This window comes from Conexibacter sp. JCM 18997, assembly GCF_055391915.1.
On sequence record NZ_AP043885.1, the window covers coordinates 5,182,381 to 5,198,812 of the forward strand.

Consider the following 16,432-nt stretch of genomic DNA (forward strand, 5'->3'; position numbering starts at 1 on the left):
CCGGCGCCGTCTCCGACGGTCGGGCGGCCGCGGCGGGCGAGCCGGAGACGGTCCACGTGCAGGCCACGGAGGCCGATCGCCGGCGCCTGGGCGTGGCATGAGCGCGGGCGGCACCTTCGCCGCCGCTCGGGTCCGCGCGGTGCGTGACGTCGCGACCGACGTGCGCCTGATCGAGATCGAGCCCGCGGCGGGCGCGCAGTCCTACGCGACCGGCAGCCACATCGACATCGCCGTGATGATCGACGAGCTGCCCGACGTGCGCTCCTACTCGCTCGTGGGCGCCGCGCCGGCCGGCGGCGCCTACCGGATCGCGGTCAAGCGCCTGGCGGCCGGCCGGGGTGGCTCGGACGCCGTGCGCGCGCTGGCGCCCGGCGCGCGGATCGAGGTGTCGGCGCCGCGCAGCCACTTCGAGCTGGACCTGGGCCGCCCCGAGTACCTGCTGATCGCCGGCGGCATCGGCATCACGCCGCTCGTCGGCATGGCCCAGGCCCTGCACCGACGCGGCGCGGACTACCGGCTGCTCTACGCGGCGCGCACCCGCGAGCAGCTGGCCTTCGCCACCGAGCTGGCGCAGCTGCACGGCGAGCGGCTGGAGCTGTTCGTCTCCGACGAGGGCCGGCGGGTCGACCTCGCCGCCGAGCTGCGGCGTCTGGACCCCGGGGGCGAGCTGTACCTGTGTGGGCCGCAGGCCTTGCGCGAGGCCGCGCAGCAGGCCTGGCGCGAGGCCGGCCGCCCGGCGGACCTGCTGCGCTTCGAGACGTTCGCCTCGGGCGGGCGCTTCGCGGCCGAGCCGTTCGTGGTGCGGCTCAGCCACGACGACCGCGAGATCGCCGTGCCGGCCAACCGCACGATGCTCAGCGCGATGCGTGCCGCCGGCGTCGAGGTGATGTGGGACTGCCTGCGCGGCGAGTGCGGGCTGTGCGTGGTCGACGTGCTCGAGGCGGAGGGCGAGCTCGACCACCGCGACGTGTTCCTGTCCGAGGCCCAGCAGGCCGAGGGGCGCAAGCTGTGCACGTGCGTGTCGCGCGCCGTCGGCGGCGCGATCACCATCGACACCGGGCGGCGGGTCTAGCCGGCGTGGCCGGCGGCCAGCTCGATGCCCCGGCTGGTCGACGGGCGCAGCAGGCAGATCAGCGTGCCCAGCACCGTGACGCCGGTAAGCACCCACAGCGCCGTGTGCATGTTGGTGATGAACGCGTCGATCGCCGCGGCCGGCAGCTGGTCGGCCAGGCCCGAGAAGATCTTGAACAGCGTCTCCTTGGGGATGCCCGACGTGATGATCGCCATGACCAGCGCGATCGAGATGACCGCGCCGGTGTTCTGCACCATCGTGCGCGCGCCCGCCGCGATGCCGCGCCGGTTGGGCGCCACGACGCCCATCATGGCCGAGGTGTTGGGGCTGTTGAACACGCCGAACCCGACCCCGACGAGCAGCAGCATGATCGCCGAGATCCAGTACGGGGAGTCGGCCTGCAGCAGCGTCATGCCGGCGATCCCCACGGCGGTGACGGCCATCCCGGCTGTGGCCAGCACGCGCGAGCCGTGGCGGTCGGCCCACCAGCCCGCGGGCGGCGAGGCGACGAGCATCCCCAGGGCCATCGGGGCGAGCTTGATGCCCGCGACGATCGGGTCGTCGCCCTGGGCGCCCTGGTAGTAGAAGACGAAGATGAAGGTCAGGGCGAAGCGGCCCAGCCCGTTGAGGAACGCCGCCGCGGAGGCCGCCGCGAACAGGCGGTCGTCGAAGATCGTCAGGTCCAGCATCGGCGCCCGCTGGCCGCGCTCGACCACGACGAACAGCGGCAGCAGCACGATCGCGATGGCGAAGGAGACGAGCACGATCGGCTCGGTCCAGCTGGTCAGGCCGCCCTTGGAGATCGCGTAGACCAGCGCGGTCAGGCCGACGACGAACAGCACGGTCCCGCCGACGTCCAGGCCGCGGATCTCGTCGGGCCGGTGCAGCTCGTGCAGCACGCTCCAGGCCCACAGGCTGCCCAGCAGCGCGAACGGGACGTTGAACCAGAACACCCACTGCCAGCCGATCAGCACGAGCGCGCCGCCCAGCACGGGTCCGACGACGAGGCCGACGGCGGCGATCATCACGTTGGTGCCCATGGCCAGGCCGAGCTGCTCGCGGGGGAAGGCGTCGGTGACGATCGCGCTGGCGTTGGCGAACAGGAACGCGGCGCCGATGCCCTGCACGACGCGCCAGATCAGCAGCTCGGTCCCGCCGCCGGCGAAGCCCGCGCCCAGCGATGCGGCCGCGAACAGCAGGAAGCCGCCGACGTAGGCGTTCTTGCGCCCGAACAGGTCCGACAGGCGCCCGGCGGTGAGCACGAGCACGGTCGAGGCGATCAGGTAGACGAGGATCACCCACACGAGCTCCAGCAGCGAGGTGTGCAGCGCGCGCTCGAGGTCCGGGAGCGCGATGATCAGCGTGCCCGAGTTGACGGTGGCCAGCAGCATCCCCAGGCTGGTGCACGACAGCGCCCACCACTTGTAGTTGGGGTGATCGTTGGCGACGCCGAAGGCCATGCCCATGAAAGTTAGCAAGCAAACGATATGACCGAGCACGACACCGGGATCCGCATCCCGCTGACCCCCGACGAGGAGCTGCTGGCCGCCGAGTCCCCGGTCGTCGAGTCGCTGCACACCGACGCCGAGCGGCTGGCCCGGATGCAGGCCGACCTGAAGATGGGCTTCGACGCGCTGGCCGGCACCGAGTGCGGGGTGACGGTGTTCGGCTCGGCGCGGGTCGCGCCCGACGACCCGGACTACGCGCTGGGCACGGCGGTCGGCGCCGCGCTCGGGCGGGCCGGGTTCACCGTCATCACCGGCGGCGGCCCGGGGCTGATGGAGGCGGCCAACCGCGGCGCCCGCGAGGTCGGCGCCCGCTCGATCGGCCTGAACATCGAGCTGCCCTTCGAGCAACACGAGAACCCCTACGTCGACCTGTCGCTGACCTTCCGCTACTTCTTCGCCCGCAAGGTCTGCTTCGTGCGCTACGCGACCGGCTTCGTCGTCCTGCCCGGGGGCTTCGGCACGCTGGACGAGCTGTTCGAGGCGCTCGTGCTGATCCAGACCGACAAGGTCCGCCACTTCCCGGTCGTGCTCGTCGGGCGCGAGCACTGGGGCCCGCTGTGGGACTGGGTGCAGGACCGGCTGCTGGGCGGCGGCTACGTCTCGGCCGAGGACCTCGATCTCGTCGAGCTGGTCGACGAGCCCGACGAGGTCGCCTTCCGGATGCGTCAGGCGGCGCTGGCCCAGGGCGTCGCGCCGTCGTAGCGGGCGCGCAGCGCGTCGATCCACTCGGCGAAGCGCTGGGCCAGCGCGGCGTCCTCGATCTCCAGGACGTTCTCGGCGTTCTGCTCGCCCGAGTGCGAGTGGTTGAACGAGCCGACGAAGACGGTGTCGTCGCACACGGCGACCTTGGCGTGCAGGAAGTCGTGGGGCTGGTCGACCGCCCAGGGCACGGAGCGCTTGCCCGCGAAGCCGTGGCGCTCCAGCAGCCGCACGAGCGTGTCGGCCTTCCACGTGGCGCTGGAGCTCGGCATCCGCCACTGGTGCAGGACCTGGCGGACCTGGGTGGCGTCGACGACGCCGGCGATGTCGCCCTCGGCGGCGTCCAGCGCGCGCAGGATGTGGTGGGCGGTGAGCAGCGGCGAGGCGATCCGCACCCGCCGTTTGGCCCGCGCGATCGCCGTGGCGATGCGCCGCGACAGCTCGGGCCCGTGCGCGGGGCAGAACCACGGGCGCACGCTGGCGTGGCCGACGCCGAAGGTGCGCACCGGGTCCGCGCCGCTGCCCAGCACGCGGCGCATGGCCCACAGGTCGTCGAAGTCGGCCCGGTAGGTCGTGGCCACCCCGACGTCCTCGACCACGACCAGCACGTTCTCCTGGCGCTCCCAGGAGTCCAGCGTCCAGTTCGTCGAGCCGGTCAGCACGGCCTCGCCGTCGCGCACGACGTACTTGTGATGCATCAGATCGGGGACGCCGGGGATCGCCCGTGTGGGCAGCGGCAGCGACTCGATCAGGCCTGGATCGGTGCGCGGCGGCGCCGAGTCCTCGGGGAAGGCGGCGGCGTTGGTGTTGTAGGCCAGGCGCACCTCGACGCCCCGCTCGTGCACGCCGACCAGCGCGTCGCGCACGCGGTCGCCGACCGGACCGGGCAGGCGGATGTCGTACAGCGCCAGCTCCAGCGAGCGCCGGGCGGGGGCCAGGAAGGCCAGGATCCGGTCGGCCACGTCGTCGGCGCTCTGACCGCCGTCCTCCAGGAACGTCAGCTCGATCGGCTCAGTCATCGCCGGTCGGCCTGCGTCGGTCGCGCTTGACGGAGCCCCGCTGCTTCTTGGCCTCCACCCGCCGCGCCCGGGCCGCGCGCGACGGCTTGGTCGCCGTGCGCGGGCGGTGCACGTGCAGCGCGCCGGCGATCCGGTCGCGCAGGCGCTCCAGCGCCAGCTCGCGGTTGCGCGACTGCGAGCGGGCGTCCTGGGCGACGGCGACGACGCGCGGGCCGAAGCGGGCCAGCAGGCGCTCGCGCTGGCGATCGGACAGCGATTGCGAGGCGTGGATGTCGAACACCGCCTCCACGCGAGACGCGGTCACGTTCGCGTGCTGGCCGCCGGGACCGCTGGATCGCGACGTGCGAATCAGCACCTCCGAGAGCGGCAGCGACAGGTCGCGGGTGATGCGAATCGGGTCCTCCATCGCACGCGAGTCTGACGTGACTGGTAAGAAACGGTGCTCGTGCCTGTTGCTCGCGTCCTGGTCGCCGACGACGATCCCGACATTCGGGAGCTCGTCCGGGAGTTGTTGCGCCGCGACGGCCTCGACGTGATCGAGGCCGCGAACGGGCGCGAGGCGCTCCGCGGCGTGCACGCCCACAACCCCGCGCTGGTCATCCTCGACGTGGCCATGCCCGAGCTCGACGGCTGGCAGGCGCTCGAGCGGATCCGCGACTTCAGCGACGTCCCGGTGCTGATGCTGACCGCCCACGCCAGCGAGCTGGAGAAGGTCCGCGGGCTGCGCGCCGGCGCCGACGACTACGTGACCAAGCCGTTCGGCCGCCAGGAGCTGCTGGCCCGTGTGCAGGCGCTGCTGCGCCGCGTGCACACGAGCACGTCGGCCGCCCCGGAGGTCTACGAGGATGGCTACCTGCACATCGACTCGGCCAACGCGACGGTCGAGGTGCTGGGCAAGGGCGTCGTCTTGACGCCGCTGGAGCTGCGCCTGCTGCAGGTGCTCGTCCGCCATCGCGACCAGATCCTCGGGCGCGACCAGATCCTCGACCAGGTGTGGGGCGCCGATGCCGCCTCGCCGGGCCAGGTCAAGCTCTACGTCGGCTACCTGCGGCGCAAGCTGGAGGCGGTCGACGCGTCCGGTGAGGTGCCGATCGAGACCGTTCGCGGCTTCGGCTACCGCTACCGGTCGCCCGCGTCGCCGCCGCCCGCGGCGTAGGGCAGCACGACCCGCACGGCGAAGCCCTCGCCGGGCGCGCTGGCCAGCTGCACGGTGCCGCCGTGGGCGCGGGCGATCGCCTGCACGATCGTCAGCCCGAGCCCCATGCCCGGGATCGAGGCCGACGTGGCGCCGGACGCGCGGTAGAAGCGCTCGAACAGGTGCTCCTGCTCGTCGGGGGCGACGCCCGGTCCGGTGTCGGAGACCTCGACGGCGGCGCCGCCGCCGGCGGCGTCCGGCTCCACGCGGACGATCACGTCGCCGCCCGCGGGGGTGAACTTGATCGCGTTGGAGACCAGGTTGTCGAGCAGCTGGCCGAGGCGGTCGTCGTCGCCCAGCACCGGTCGGACGGCCGCCGTGCGCAGCGTCAGCACGACGCGCGCGACCTCGGCCGCCGGACGGGCGGCCTCGAGCGCCTCGGCGGCCACCTCGCCCAGATCCACCGGCCCGCGCTTGATGGTCAGCCGGCCACCCTGGGCCTGGGCGACGAACAGCATGTCGCCGACCAGCCGCAGCAGGCGCCGCGCGTTTCGGTGCACGACCTCCAGCTGGCGGCGGACCGCCGGGTCCAGCGGCTCGTCCTCGTCGAGCACGAGCTCCAGGAAGCCGAGGATCGAGGTCAGCGGGGTGCGCAGCTCGTGGGAGACGAGCGCGAAGAACTCGTCCTTGAGGCGCTCGGACTCGCGCTCGGCGGTGATGTCGCGCAGCACGACGATGCGCCCCAGCAGCTGGCCCTCGTGGTCGCGCACCGGGGCGCCCCAGCGGGCCAGCAGGCGGCCGTCGCGCTGCACCTCGTCGCGCAGCTCGCGGTCCGGATCCTCGCCGGGGTCGTCGAGCAGCCCGGGGCCCAGCGCCTCCATCGGCGCGTTCTGCAGGACGACCTCGCCCGCCGGCCCGTACAGGCCGATCGCGTCGGGGGTGGCGTCGAGCACCGCGTCGTTGATGCGCACGCGACGGGCCAGCTCGGTGCTGCGCTGCTGCAGCGAGGACGCCATCTCGTTGAACGACCGGGCCAGCTCGACGGGCTCGGCATCGCCTTCCTCGGCCACACGCGCGGTCAGGTCGCCGGCGGCGATGCGCTGAGCGGCGCGGCCGACGCGCCGCAGGGGAACGACGATGTACTGGGCCAGGTAGGCGGTGAGCAGGAAGATCAGCCCGGCGGAGCCGCCCAGGCCGGCGATCGTCAGCACGGTGGCGCGCCGCTCGGCGCTGGAGGACGTGGCGCGCTCGTCGCGGGCGCGGGCCGCCTCGTCGTCGTGCAGCGAGCGTAGGCGCGCGTGCAGGTCGAGCAGGCGCGGGGTCGCGGTCGTGGTCACGTCGCGGCGCTCGTCGAGCTCGGGATCGACCTCGCCGGCCAGCCACGCCTGCAGGCGCTGGTCGATGTCGCGGGCGCGCTGCTCGCGCGCGTCGTCGCCGGCGGCCAGGCGCTGATCGCGGGCGCTGAGGACCGGGAGGTCCGCGCGGGCGACGCGCAGCCCGGCGGGCGGCTCGTCGCGCTCGAGCGCCTGCACGCCGATCGCCACCTGGCCGACGACGAGGTCGAGGTCCTCGGCCGCGTCGGCCAGCTGCTCGGCCCGCTCGGCGTTGCCCGCGGCGTCGTGCGCCGTGCGAACCGTGTCGAACACGAGCACGAAGACGAGGGCGATGATCGCGGCGACGATCCCGGTCGCGACCCCGAGGCGGGTGATGAGATTGCGGTGCACGGCAGCGTCCTTGCCTCGGTGATCCTACGTAGGCTGCCCGCATGCGGCCGATCGCGGCGGAGGCGCAGGTCCGGGCACCCGTGGACGCCGTGTGGGCGCTGCTGGCCGACCTGCGTGAGCACTGGATGCTGGCCGACCGCTGGACCGAGGTGCTGCGCATCGACGCCGACGGCGGCTCGATCCGCCTGCGCGGGCCCGCCGGCGTGCGCCGGACGGTGCACGTGCGCGTGACCGAGCGGGTCGCCCCGACCGAGCTGGAGGGCATCGCCATGTTGGGCGGTCAGACCTCCGCGCGGGTGCGCTGGCAGCTGGTCGCCCAGGGCGCTCAGGCCACGCGCGTGACGCTCGTCGCGGACGTGCTCAGCGCCGGCCGCGGCGACCGTCTGCTGCTCGCATTGGGGGCTCGCCGGTGGCTCGCCTGGCGCTTCGCGGTGACCCTTCGACGCCTCGACGAACGGGCTGCTCCGAAAACTGAGACATCACTGTTCGCGTAGGACCCTATGAGTGCGTGTGTGACACATGGTACGTTCCCGCCGTCGGCCCGGGGAGAGGACCCCGGCGAGAGGAATCATCGGAGGAAACGGCTGCTATGGCCACAGGAACCGTGAAGTGGTTCAGCGACGAGAAGGGGTTCGGGTTCATCACCCCGGACGAAGGCTCGCGCGACCTCTTCGTGCACCACAGCTCCATCCAGGCGGATGGCTATCGCACCCTCGCGGAGGGCGCGAAGGTGTCCTACGACGAAGAAGCCGGGGACAAGGGTCCCAAGGCGATCAACGTCGCGAAGATCTAAGAACCAGCTCGCCCCTCAACCCGTGGTGTCGCTGGGGGCGACGCCACCACCGAACCAGCGGCGCATGACGGTCTGGGCCTGCTTGCCCTGTGGGCTGTAGTCCCCTGCGGTGGTACGGCTCTCGGCCGACCAGTCCCAGATCAGCATGCCGCCGATCCAGTCCTGGTGCCCCAGCGCGCGGAAGGATCCGGCGTAGGCGTTGGCCTGCGCCTGCTGGCTGATGGCGCCGTCGCCTTCGGTGGCGGGCGCCTGCGCCGTGCCCTCGCGGCTGGTGAAGCCGATCTCGGTGAGCAGGACGGGCTTGCCCGCCTTGTCGCCGACCGCCTTCATGCGGGGGATCCACTGACCCCAGGCCGCCTCGATCTCGTCGATCGTCGGGTTCGGGTCGTCGGGCGTCAGCGGCATGTAGGCGTCGATCCCGACCGCGTCCAGATCGCTCCAGAACTGGACCTGCTCGGCCTCCTGGACCCAGTTGGCCGCGTAGGTGAGGCGGCCGAAGAAGCGCCCGCGCGCGTCGGAGATGATCGACTTCCACTGGTCGGTGTCCTTGCTCATCGACACCAGCTCGGAGCCGACCACGAGCAGGCCGGCGTTGGCGCGCTGGGCCAGCGAGGCGTAGTGCTCGACCATCGTGCGGTACGACGCGTACCAGGCCTCCCGATCGGACGGCGCGATCTCGCCGCGGAAGGTGCCGTCCTCGACCTTGATGTGCGGCGCGATCCCGGTGCGCATGCCCAGCGCCTTGGCCTGGCGCACCGCCGCGATGATCGAGTCGTCGCTCGGCGTCTGCTCGGTCTCCGGGGCGATCGTCGTGGAGTCCTTGGTGGGCATGAACCACAGGACGGGGAAGACGACGAAGTCGGCGCCCTGGGCGCGCAGGTTCTGCAGGGCGGCATTGGTGTCGCCGCTGGCCAGCGCGTCGGGGCTGTAGGCGGTCACGTTTGCGCCGCGGGCCATCCCGTCGCGCAGCGGCGGCACGTCGATCGGGGTCGTCGTCGTGGTCTTGCCGCTGGTGCCCCCGCACGCCGTCAGCATCGTCGCGACGGCGGTCAGGGCGATCGCCAACGCGGCGCCCCGCCTAGTGGTCGGCGACGACGCCGTCCTCGGGATCCATGGGCAGCCCGGCGTCCTGCCAGGCCTGCAGGCCACCGGCGAGCGAGCTGGCCGACCGGCCGGCGGCCCGGAACGCCTGTGCGGCCATCAGCGAGCGCCCGCCCGAGCGGCAGGAGAAGACGATCGGCTGGTCGGCGGGCAGCGTGGCCGCCTGCTCGGTCAGCTGGCCGAGCGGGATCAGCCGGGCACCGGGGATGTGCCCGGCATCCCACTCGAACTCCTCGCGCACGTCGACGATCAGCACGCCGTCGCGCTGGCGCTCAGCGGCCTCCTGAGGCCCGATCTCGATGGGGTCCGGCTCGGCGTCTGCCATGCGCCGGAGGGTACTGAGACTCCTAGGTCGCCAGTTGCGGCCTGGCGCATCGAGCATCGAAGCAGGGCGCGGGCTGGCCGGCGTCGTTGTGGAAGTGGACGGCGTCGTGCGCGGTCGGGGTGTTGGTGCGCAGGGTGCGCGCCACGACCGACATCAGGCGTCGGGTCATGATCGGATCCTTCTGGTCGTATGCGGTTGTGGGTGCTGCGGGTGGAGCGCGTCGGGACGGGGGACAGGCTTCCGTCTCCGTGGCGCTCCTGCGGACACGTCGTCGGTCCGTCGCGGGAGATTGTAACACCCTTGTGACAATCTCTGGGTGGGCTGTGGGCAAGCGCACACAGCGGGGGCGACGGGGTTCGGCTAGCCCCAGAAGAGGTTGAACATCCCGAACACCTGGGTCGGCTGGAACGCCGGCTGCGGTCCCAGGCGCATGCGCGTGGCGCCGTTGATCGCCTGGAAGCCCCAGGCGCGCAGCGCGCGCACGGCGTCGGTGTTGGCGTCGGGGAGGCTGACGGTCAGCGGCGCGCCGGGCACCCGGCGCAGCACCGACAGCAACGCGACGCCGGCCTCCCGATCGGTGGCCACGACGCTGGGCCCCAGACCCCAGGGGGAGCGCAGCGCGCTGCCGGCCACCCGCCCGGCCCGCTCGACGACGAGGCCGGCCAGCGTGCCGTTCATCGCGCGGAAGACCGGCCCGCGGTCCTCGCCGGTGGCCGCGCTGTCGAGCGCGTGGACGACGGCCAGGTCGGCGGGCAGGAGCGCCCGGACACCGTCGCCGCCGGACCGGCCGCGCGGCGGCGCGACGTCGCGCCAGGCGTGGACGAGGCCGTCGGTCTCGAAGCCGACCTTCTGGTAGACCGGCAGACCGGCGGGTGTGGCGAACAGCAGGGAGGTGCGCGCGCCGAAGTCGTGCAGGCGCGCGACGCAGGCCTCGGTCAGCGCGGTGCCCGCGCCCCGGCGGCGGGCCCGCGAGGCGACGCCCAGCGCGCCGATCCACCCTGTGGCGCCGAACCCGGCGACCGCGGCGCCGCCGACGATCTCGTCGCCGGCCACCGCCGCCAGGACGTCACCGGTGGGCGAGTCCAGCGGGTAGCGCAGCAGACGGCCGACGTTGGCGCCCAGGCCGGTGGCCCGCAGCACGTCGACGATCGTCGCGATCTCCTCGGCTTTCGCGGGGCGGACATCCAGCCTCATCGGCCGCCGAGATTACCGGCGACCCCGCGCGGCTCAGGTGTACGGGTCCACCGGGCGCTCGCGCACGACGGTGGCCTCACGGCGCCGGTCGGTGGCGCGCGTGAACAGGAAGAGCGAGATCAGCAGCCCGACGGCGCCGACGATCATGAGGATCACGCCGACGGTCGCGAGATCGATGCCCGAAACCGACGCGGTGACGGCGAACTTGAGGATCGCGCCGACTGCGATCAGGAAGATGGAGGTTCCGATGCCCATGGACCCCCTCTACCCAGCTAGCATCCATCGGATGCAGGCCGTGCTTTTCGCGTCCATCCTTCGACACGGTCTGCGCGCCTGACATGCCCGGCCTTCGGCGCATCGCCTTCGCCGCCGTCGTCGCGCTCAGCGCGGGCCTGGCGGCGATCGCCGTCCTGCAGGGCCTGAGCGCCTCGCTTCCCGTGCGGCTGCTCGAGTCGGCGGCCATCTTCGTCGTCTGCGTGGTCGTGCTCGGCGCGGTCGTCACGCTCGTGATGGGCCGCCTGGCCGACTGGCGCGAGCCGGCCTCCGAGGCCGACTTCGAGGAGGTCGTGCGGCGCTCGGAGCGGCTGGCCCGCGACGGCCTGTACGCCGAGCCGACCGAGTCGGACTTCATGCGCCTGGACCCGCTGGACGACCACGACTTCGAGGAGCTCGTGCGCGACGCGCTGGACGAGCTGCCCGACCTGCTGCGCAACGCGCTCGAGCACGTCGCCGTGGTGATCTCCGACGACGGCCGCAAGATGGGCGCCTACGGGCTGTACCACGGCGACGGCGCGCATCGCGACGAGGTGCCCGACCGGATCGTCATCTACCGCGACACGCTGCGGCGCGACTTCGGCCACGACCCGGACCTGCTCCACGAGCAGGTCGTGCGCACGGTCCGCCACGAGCTGGCCCACCACGTCGGCTTCGACGAGATGGGCGTGCAGGGCCTCGGTCTGTGATTGACACCCACGGACGCTGGCCGCTCCTGGCGGCTGCCTCCTTGGGACCGGCGTGGGGCCTCGTCTGCGCCCGACGTGAGGAGATCGAGCAGGACGACCTGTGGGTCGCGGCGCTCGCCTTCCCGCTGCTCGTGGCCCATCAGACCGAGGAGTGGGTGCGCCCCGGCGGCTTCCTGGAGTTCTGCAACGAGCGCTTCCTGGGCAGCGGGCAGCCGACGTGGCCGCTGACCGAGCGCCTCGGCTTCCACGTCAACGTCACGCTGGGCTGGGCCAGCGCGCTGGCCGCCCTGGCGCTGTGGCGGCGCACGCCGGCCGTCGCGGCGCTCGTGCTCGGCATCGAGGCGGGCAACGTGGCCATGCACAGCGGCATGGCGGTGGGCGAGCGCAGCTACAACCCGGGCCTGGCCACGGCGGCGCTGGGGTTCCTCCCGCACGTCGCGCTGAGCGTGCGCGCGCTCAAGCGCTCCGGGCGGATGACGAAGCGCTCGACCGCGCTGGCCGTCGCCGGCTCCGTGGTGCTCAGCGCCGGGCTGCCCGCGCTGATGCACCGGCGCATGCGCGACGCGGCGACCAGCTGAGGCTCACCACGGCGCCGCCTCGAAGTCCTTGAGGAAGACGCCGTGGACGTCCTCGCCCGCCTCTCCGCGGATGATCGGGTCGTACACGCGCGCGGCGCCGTCGACCAGGTCCAGCGGCGCGTGGAAGCCCGCCTCGGCCAGGCGCATCTTCGTCGGGTGCGGACGCTCGTCGGTGATCCATCCGGTGTCGACGGCGGTCATCAGGATGCCGTCCTGCTCGAGCAGCTCACGCGCGCTGGTGCGGGTGAGCATGTTCAGCGCGGCCTTGGCCATGTTCGTGTGCGGGTGGCCCGGGCCCTTGTAGCCACGGGAGAACTGGCCCTCCATGGCGGACACGTTGACCACGTAGGTGCGCCGGGCGGCGGACGCCGCGAGCGCCGGCCGCAGCCGGTTGACCAGGATGAACGGGGCGGTCTGGTTGCACAGCTGGACCTCGAGCAGCTCGACCGCGTCGACGTCGCCCACCACCTGGCTCCAGCTGTTGTGCTCCTGGAGATCGGGCGCCAGGCCGGCGGCGTCGATCGCCGTGCCGGTGGCCAGACGGGTGGGGGAGGCCGAGCCGGCGGTCAGGGCCAGCGCGGTCAGCACCTGCGGCGTGGGCGACCAGTGGTCCCCGCCGCCGAGCATCGCCTCGACGTCCGTGGTGTGGGCGGCGTAGCTGCGGCCCAGCGAGAGCAGCTCGGGCAGCGGGCCGGGCGGCAGGGGCGCGCGTTCGGCCGCCTCCAGGTGCGCGTAGGCGCCGGGCGAGCGGCGGACGGTCTGGGCCGCGTTGTTGATGAGGATGTCCAGCGGGCCCTGGGCGGCGACGTCGTCGGCCAGCGCCACGACCTGGCCGGGGTCGCGCAGGTCGATGCCGATCACGCGCAGGCGGTGCAGCCAGTCGGCGCTGTCGTCCATCGCGGCGAACCGACGCGCGGCGTCGTGGGGGAAGCGCGTGGTGATCGTCGTGTGGGCGCCGTCGCGCAGCAGGCGCAGCGCGATGTACATGCCGATCTTCGCGCGGCCGCCGGTCAGCAGCGCGCGCCGGCCGGTCAGGTCGGTCCGGGCGGTGCGGCGCTCGTGGTTGCGCGCCGCGCAGGCTGGGCAGAGCTGGTGGTAGAAGGCGTCGACCTCGCGGTAGCGCTGCTTGCAGATGTAGCAGGCGCGGGCGCGCACGAGGGTGCCGGCGCTGGCGCCGGTGGACGACGACCGCAGCGGGATCCCCTGGGTCTCGTCGTCGATGCGATCGGGCGCGCCGGTGGCGGTGGCGGCGGTGACCGCTTGGTCGTTGGCCTGGACCGCGGCGCGGCGCTCGGCCCGGCGCTGCTCCTTGACCGTCTTGAACAGGCGGCCCGTGGCGCGGCGCACGGCGACCGCGTCGGGGTGCTCGGGCGGCAGCTGCTCGGCCTCGGCCAGGACGCGCAGGGCGTCGGCCAGGCGCTCGGGGTCGATGCCTTCCACGCCCCCGAAGGTTATGACTCCAGCGGACGCAGCTCCTCGGTCTCTGAGAGCACCAGGCGCGTGAGCGTGCCGTCGGCGCCGATCGCGTAGGCGCCCTGGCGGCGCAGCGGCGGCGAGTAGACGTGGATGGTCACCGCGGGCACGCCGCCGGCGTGGCGGACGCGGTGGATGTCCGCGCCGTGGAACGCGAACGCGTCGCCGGTTCCGGCCACGCGCTGGGACGGGCCGTCGCCGATCCGCAGCCGCTCCTCGATCACCTGGCCGCCGACCACGGCGACCGCGCCGGCCGAGCCGTCGTGGTCGTGGTAGCCGGTGTCGGTGTCCTCGCTCCAGCAGATGACCCAGGCGGTGACCTCGTCGTCGTCGCGCAGCAGCTCGAACGTGCGGCGGTCGGGGTCGTGCTGCACGAGGTGCTGCCACAGCTCGGGGCGCTGGGCGTAGTCACGGGCGAGGGCGAGGGGATCGGTCATGGCACCGGTGAGGGGTCGGGCGCGAGCAGCCGCGCGGGGTTGTCACGGGACAGGGCCTGCCAGGCCACGGCGCCCAGCTCGGGGCCGGCGGCCGGCGACGGCTCGACGACCGGCCGGTCGGAGCCGTGTACGAGGCGGCGCAGGCCGACGGCGAGCGTCATCGCCGAGATCGCGCGGGCGCCGTAGGAGGAGGTCTCGTAGAAGACGCGGTCGTCGGCCAGCGCCGCGGCCGCGGGGCCGCCCCGGGCCTCCAGGCGCTCGGCCTGCAGCGGCGCCAGCCCGGCCAGCGCGGCGAAGACCACGTGCAGGCGCGGGTGGTTGGGGCGGCCGGCCACCGCGAAGGCCAGCCAGGCGGCCTGCTGTTGGGCCACGTAGTCGGTCAGCGCGGGCCACCACGCCGGGGCGCCGGCGTGGGCGGCGGCCGGTCCGGGATGGACGAAGAGCGGGCGGCCGGCGCGCTCGAGCGCGGCCAGCAGGGGCGCGAGCTGCTCGACCGCGGCGGGGGTGGCCAGCGCGACGGCGGGCAGGCACAGGCCGGCGGATCGGTCCAGCCGGCGCTCCAGCGCGACCGCCTCGTCGGCCAGGTTCCCGGTCAGGCTGGCCGCGGTCCAGGTGTCCAGCTCGCGGGGCAGGTCGTCGGCGGTCGCCTCCCAGGCCGCGAGCACCGGCGCGGCCTCGTCGGCGGGGAGCGTCTCGATGCCCAGCGCGGTCGACAGCGCGACGATCGCGCGGTCCAGGCCGTCGGCGTGGACGAGCTCGGCGCGCCGGCCGGGATCGTCGGCCGGCACGATCGACAGCGGCTCTCCGGCGAGCTCCAGCGCGTACCCGTGACCGTCGGGGCGCACGCGCGGCACGCTCGTGCGCGCGGCCAGCGCGTCGATCAGCGCGGGGCTCCAGAGGTGCTGGTGGACGTCGGTGCGGGGCATGCGGGTCATAAAGTACACTAATTCTGTAGGCTTTATCGACAGGAGAGGGTCCACCAGGATCGTGACCGACGCGCTCCGCTCGCTCTTGATCTCGCCGCGGCTGCTCGGCACCGAGGAGCTCGCGCTCATCCACCCGAGGCTTCCCGGACATCGACGACGTGCACGACGGCACGCTGCGCGAGGTCGTCGCCGCCTGATCGCGCGTGCGATGCTTGCGCTGTCGTGATGGTCGTCATGTCACCGCAGGCCTCGCCGGCCGACATCGCCGCCGTCGTCGCGCGGTTGGAGACGACGGGCGTCCACGTGCTGACCATGCCGGGCGAGCTGACCACGGCGATCGGGGCGATCGGCGATCCCGAGGGCGTCCGCGAGCTGGGCCTGGAGGGGATGCGCGGCGTCGATCGCGTCGTGCCGATCTCCCGTCCCTACAAGCTGGCCTCCTCGGAGCTGCACGACCACGCGCCCACCTCGTTCGCGGTGGCCGGCCGGGTGATCGGCGGCGGGGAGACGTTCGCGCTGATCGCCGGACCGTGCACCGTCGAGTCGCTGGAGGGGACGCTGACGGTGGCCCGGGCGGTCAAGGCCGCGGGCGCGTCGCTGCTGCGCGGCGGCGCCTTCAAGCCACGCACGTCGCCGTTCGCCTTCAAGGGGTTGGGCGTGCCGGCGCTGGAGATCCTCGCCCAGGTGCGCGAGGAGACCGGCCTGCCGGTGGTCACCGAGTTCCTCGACAGCCAGCACGCCGACGCGATCGCCGAGTACGCCGACGTGGTGCAGATCGGCGCCCGCAACATGCAGAACTACGCGCTGCTGGAGGTCGCCGGCAAGCTCGGCAAGCCGGTGCTGCTCAAGCGCGGCCTGTCCTCCTCGCTGGAGGAGCTGCTGATGGCCGCTGACTATGTCCTCAAGGAGGGCACCGCCGAGGTCGTCCTGTGCGAGCGCGGGATCCGCACCTTCGAGACCGCGACCCGCTTCACGCTGGACCTCGGCGCCGTTCCCTGGCTCAAGCTCCACACCCACCTGCCGGTGATCGTCGATCCCTCGCACGCCGCGGGCGACCGCCGCCTCGTCGAGCCCTTGGCTCGCGCGGCCGCGGCCGTCGGCGCCGACGGAATCATCGTCGAGGTCCACGAGGACCCCGAGGTCGCCCTCTGCGACGGCCCGCAGGCGCTGTCGGTCAGCGACTTCCCGTCGTTCGCGGCGGACGTGGCCGCGCACGCGCGGCTGCTGGGCAAGCGGCTGGCCTAGGTCCGGGGCGACGCCCTTCGCTGCCCGCCTTTCGTTCGCGCCCCCGCGGCGCAGTCGTGGGCGGTGGCGTCGGCGCCGGCGAACGACGGGCAGCGATGGCGCGTGGGTCGTCCGCGCGCCGCGGGCCGCGCGGCGAAAAGGGGCGACGTGTTCGACCTTAACGTCGTATAGCGCGCATAAGGTCGATCACGTCAGGGTCCGAAAAGCGAACCGACTCGCCGCGTGCTCGGCGCGGCGGTCC

At 73.4% G+C, this 16,432-nt stretch carries 20 protein-coding genes; 8 read left to right on the forward strand and 12 right to left on the reverse strand.

What is annotated here, in order from left to right; genetic code table 11:
* Window positions 1–97 precede the first annotated feature (97 nt).
* Window positions 98–1,072: a PDR/VanB family oxidoreductase gene (locus tag ACZ5UI_RS25975; RefSeq protein ID WP_464192674.1), complete on the forward strand. Its 975-nt coding sequence runs from the start codon at window positions 98–100 to the stop codon at window positions 1,070–1,072.
* Here the strand turns inward: ACZ5UI_RS25975 and ACZ5UI_RS25980 are convergent.
* On the reverse strand, window positions 1,069–2,532 hold the full coding sequence (locus tag ACZ5UI_RS25980; RefSeq protein WP_464192676.1) for an MFS transporter: 1,464 nt from the start codon (window positions 2,530–2,532) through the stop codon (window positions 1,069–1,071). The genes ACZ5UI_RS25975 and ACZ5UI_RS25980 overlap by 4 nt on opposite strands.
* A gap of 27 nt (window positions 2,533–2,559) precedes the next feature.
* Here ACZ5UI_RS25980 and ACZ5UI_RS25985 point away from each other — a divergent pair, with 27 nt between their 5' ends.
* Window positions 2,560–3,282, forward strand: coding sequence for an LOG family protein (locus ACZ5UI_RS25985; RefSeq protein WP_464192678.1), 723 nt, complete (start codon window positions 2,560–2,562; stop codon window positions 3,280–3,282).
* Here ACZ5UI_RS25985 and ACZ5UI_RS25990 read toward each other — a convergent pair.
* Both ACZ5UI_RS25990 and arfB read right to left on the reverse strand, forming a co-directional pair.
* Window positions 3,246–4,298 (reverse strand): phospholipase D-like domain-containing protein, encoded by a 1,053-nt coding sequence (locus ACZ5UI_RS25990; RefSeq protein ID WP_464192681.1) that lies wholly within the window; start codon window positions 4,296–4,298, stop codon window positions 3,246–3,248. The two genes, ACZ5UI_RS25985 and ACZ5UI_RS25990, sit on opposite strands and share 37 nt — an antisense overlap.
* Window positions 4,291–4,704, reverse strand: a complete 414-nt coding sequence (arfB, locus tag ACZ5UI_RS25995; RefSeq protein WP_464192683.1) for an alternative ribosome rescue aminoacyl-tRNA hydrolase ArfB — start codon at window positions 4,702–4,704, stop codon at window positions 4,291–4,293. The genes ACZ5UI_RS25990 and arfB overlap by 8 nt, the downstream gene beginning before the upstream one ends.
* Window positions 4,705–4,737: 33 nt before the next feature.
* Here arfB and ACZ5UI_RS26000 point away from each other — a divergent pair, with 33 nt between their 5' ends.
* On the forward strand, window positions 4,738–5,454 hold the full coding sequence (locus ACZ5UI_RS26000; protein WP_464192686.1) for a response regulator transcription factor: 717 nt from the start codon (window positions 4,738–4,740) through the stop codon (window positions 5,452–5,454).
* Here the strand turns inward: ACZ5UI_RS26000 and ACZ5UI_RS26005 are convergent.
* Window positions 5,418–7,157, reverse strand: a complete 1,740-nt coding sequence (locus ACZ5UI_RS26005; RefSeq protein ID WP_464192688.1) for a sensor histidine kinase — start codon at window positions 7,155–7,157, stop codon at window positions 5,418–5,420. The two genes, ACZ5UI_RS26000 and ACZ5UI_RS26005, sit on opposite strands and share 37 nt — an antisense overlap.
* A gap of 41 nt (window positions 7,158–7,198) precedes the next feature.
* On the opposite strand from ACZ5UI_RS26005, the gene ACZ5UI_RS26010 reads away from it, so the two are divergent.
* Window positions 7,199–7,651 (forward strand): SRPBCC family protein, encoded by a 453-nt coding sequence (locus ACZ5UI_RS26010; RefSeq protein ID WP_464192691.1) that lies wholly within the window; start codon window positions 7,199–7,201, stop codon window positions 7,649–7,651.
* A 95-nt stretch (window positions 7,652–7,746) separates the two neighbouring features.
* Entirely contained in the window at window positions 7,747–7,950 is a 204-nt protein-coding gene (locus tag ACZ5UI_RS26015; protein WP_464192693.1) for a cold-shock protein, read from the forward strand.
* A 15-nt stretch (window positions 7,951–7,965) separates the two neighbouring features.
* Here the strand turns inward: ACZ5UI_RS26015 and ACZ5UI_RS26020 are convergent, their stop codons facing one another.
* From ACZ5UI_RS26020 to ACZ5UI_RS26040, 5 genes are all read right to left on the reverse strand, one after another.
* Window positions 7,966–9,015, reverse strand: a complete 1,050-nt coding sequence (locus ACZ5UI_RS26020; protein ID WP_464192696.1) for a glycoside hydrolase family 113 — start codon at window positions 9,013–9,015, stop codon at window positions 7,966–7,968.
* Between the two features lie 13 nt (window positions 9,016–9,028).
* Window positions 9,029–9,376: a rhodanese-like domain-containing protein gene (locus ACZ5UI_RS26025; protein ID WP_464192698.1), complete on the reverse strand. Its 348-nt coding sequence runs from the start codon at window positions 9,374–9,376 to the stop codon at window positions 9,029–9,031.
* Window positions 9,377–9,398: 22 nt separating this feature from the next.
* Window positions 9,399–9,545, reverse strand: a complete 147-nt coding sequence (locus ACZ5UI_RS26030) for a hypothetical protein (protein ID WP_464192701.1) — start codon at window positions 9,543–9,545, stop codon at window positions 9,399–9,401.
* A 191-nt stretch (window positions 9,546–9,736) separates the two neighbouring features.
* Complete coding sequence (locus ACZ5UI_RS26035) at window positions 9,737–10,570, reverse strand: GNAT family N-acetyltransferase (protein ID WP_464192703.1); 834 nt, start codon at window positions 10,568–10,570, stop codon at window positions 9,737–9,739.
* A 33-nt stretch (window positions 10,571–10,603) separates the two neighbouring features.
* Complete coding sequence (locus tag ACZ5UI_RS26040; protein ID WP_464192705.1) at window positions 10,604–10,825, reverse strand: DUF6458 family protein; 222 nt, start codon at window positions 10,823–10,825, stop codon at window positions 10,604–10,606.
* An 83-nt stretch (window positions 10,826–10,908) separates the two neighbouring features.
* Here ACZ5UI_RS26040 and ACZ5UI_RS26045 point away from each other — a divergent pair, with 83 nt between their 5' ends.
* The gene (locus ACZ5UI_RS26045; RefSeq protein ID WP_464192708.1) at window positions 10,909–11,532 is read left to right on the forward strand and encodes a metallopeptidase family protein; all 624 of its coding nucleotides are present in this window, start codon (window positions 10,909–10,911) and stop codon (window positions 11,530–11,532) included.
* Window positions 11,529–12,110: an HXXEE domain-containing protein gene (locus tag ACZ5UI_RS26050; protein ID WP_464192710.1), complete on the forward strand. Its 582-nt coding sequence runs from the start codon at window positions 11,529–11,531 to the stop codon at window positions 12,108–12,110. The genes ACZ5UI_RS26045 and ACZ5UI_RS26050 overlap by 4 nt, the downstream gene beginning before the upstream one ends.
* A gap of 3 nt (window positions 12,111–12,113) precedes the next feature.
* Here the strand turns inward: ACZ5UI_RS26050 and ACZ5UI_RS26055 are convergent, their stop codons facing one another.
* From ACZ5UI_RS26055 to ACZ5UI_RS26065, 3 genes are read right to left on the reverse strand one after another with little or no spacing between them, the layout of a single operon-like run.
* Complete coding sequence (locus tag ACZ5UI_RS26055) at window positions 12,114–13,550, reverse strand: SDR family NAD(P)-dependent oxidoreductase (RefSeq protein ID WP_464192712.1); 1,437 nt, start codon at window positions 13,548–13,550, stop codon at window positions 12,114–12,116.
* Between the two features lie 11 nt (window positions 13,551–13,561).
* On the reverse strand, window positions 13,562–14,020 hold the full coding sequence (locus ACZ5UI_RS26060; RefSeq protein WP_464192715.1) for a cysteine dioxygenase: 459 nt from the start codon (window positions 14,018–14,020) through the stop codon (window positions 13,562–13,564).
* On the reverse strand, window positions 14,017–15,075 hold the full coding sequence (locus tag ACZ5UI_RS26065; RefSeq protein WP_464192718.1) for an amidohydrolase family protein: 1,059 nt from the start codon (window positions 15,073–15,075) through the stop codon (window positions 14,017–14,019). The genes ACZ5UI_RS26060 and ACZ5UI_RS26065 overlap by 4 nt, the downstream gene beginning before the upstream one ends.
* 93 nt (window positions 15,076–15,168) lie before the next feature.
* On the opposite strand from ACZ5UI_RS26065, the gene aroF reads away from it, so the two are divergent.
* Window positions 15,169–16,191, forward strand: coding sequence for a 3-deoxy-7-phosphoheptulonate synthase (aroF, locus tag ACZ5UI_RS26070; protein ID WP_464192720.1), 1,023 nt, complete (start codon window positions 15,169–15,171; stop codon window positions 16,189–16,191).
* Window positions 16,192–16,432 lie beyond the last annotated feature (241 nt).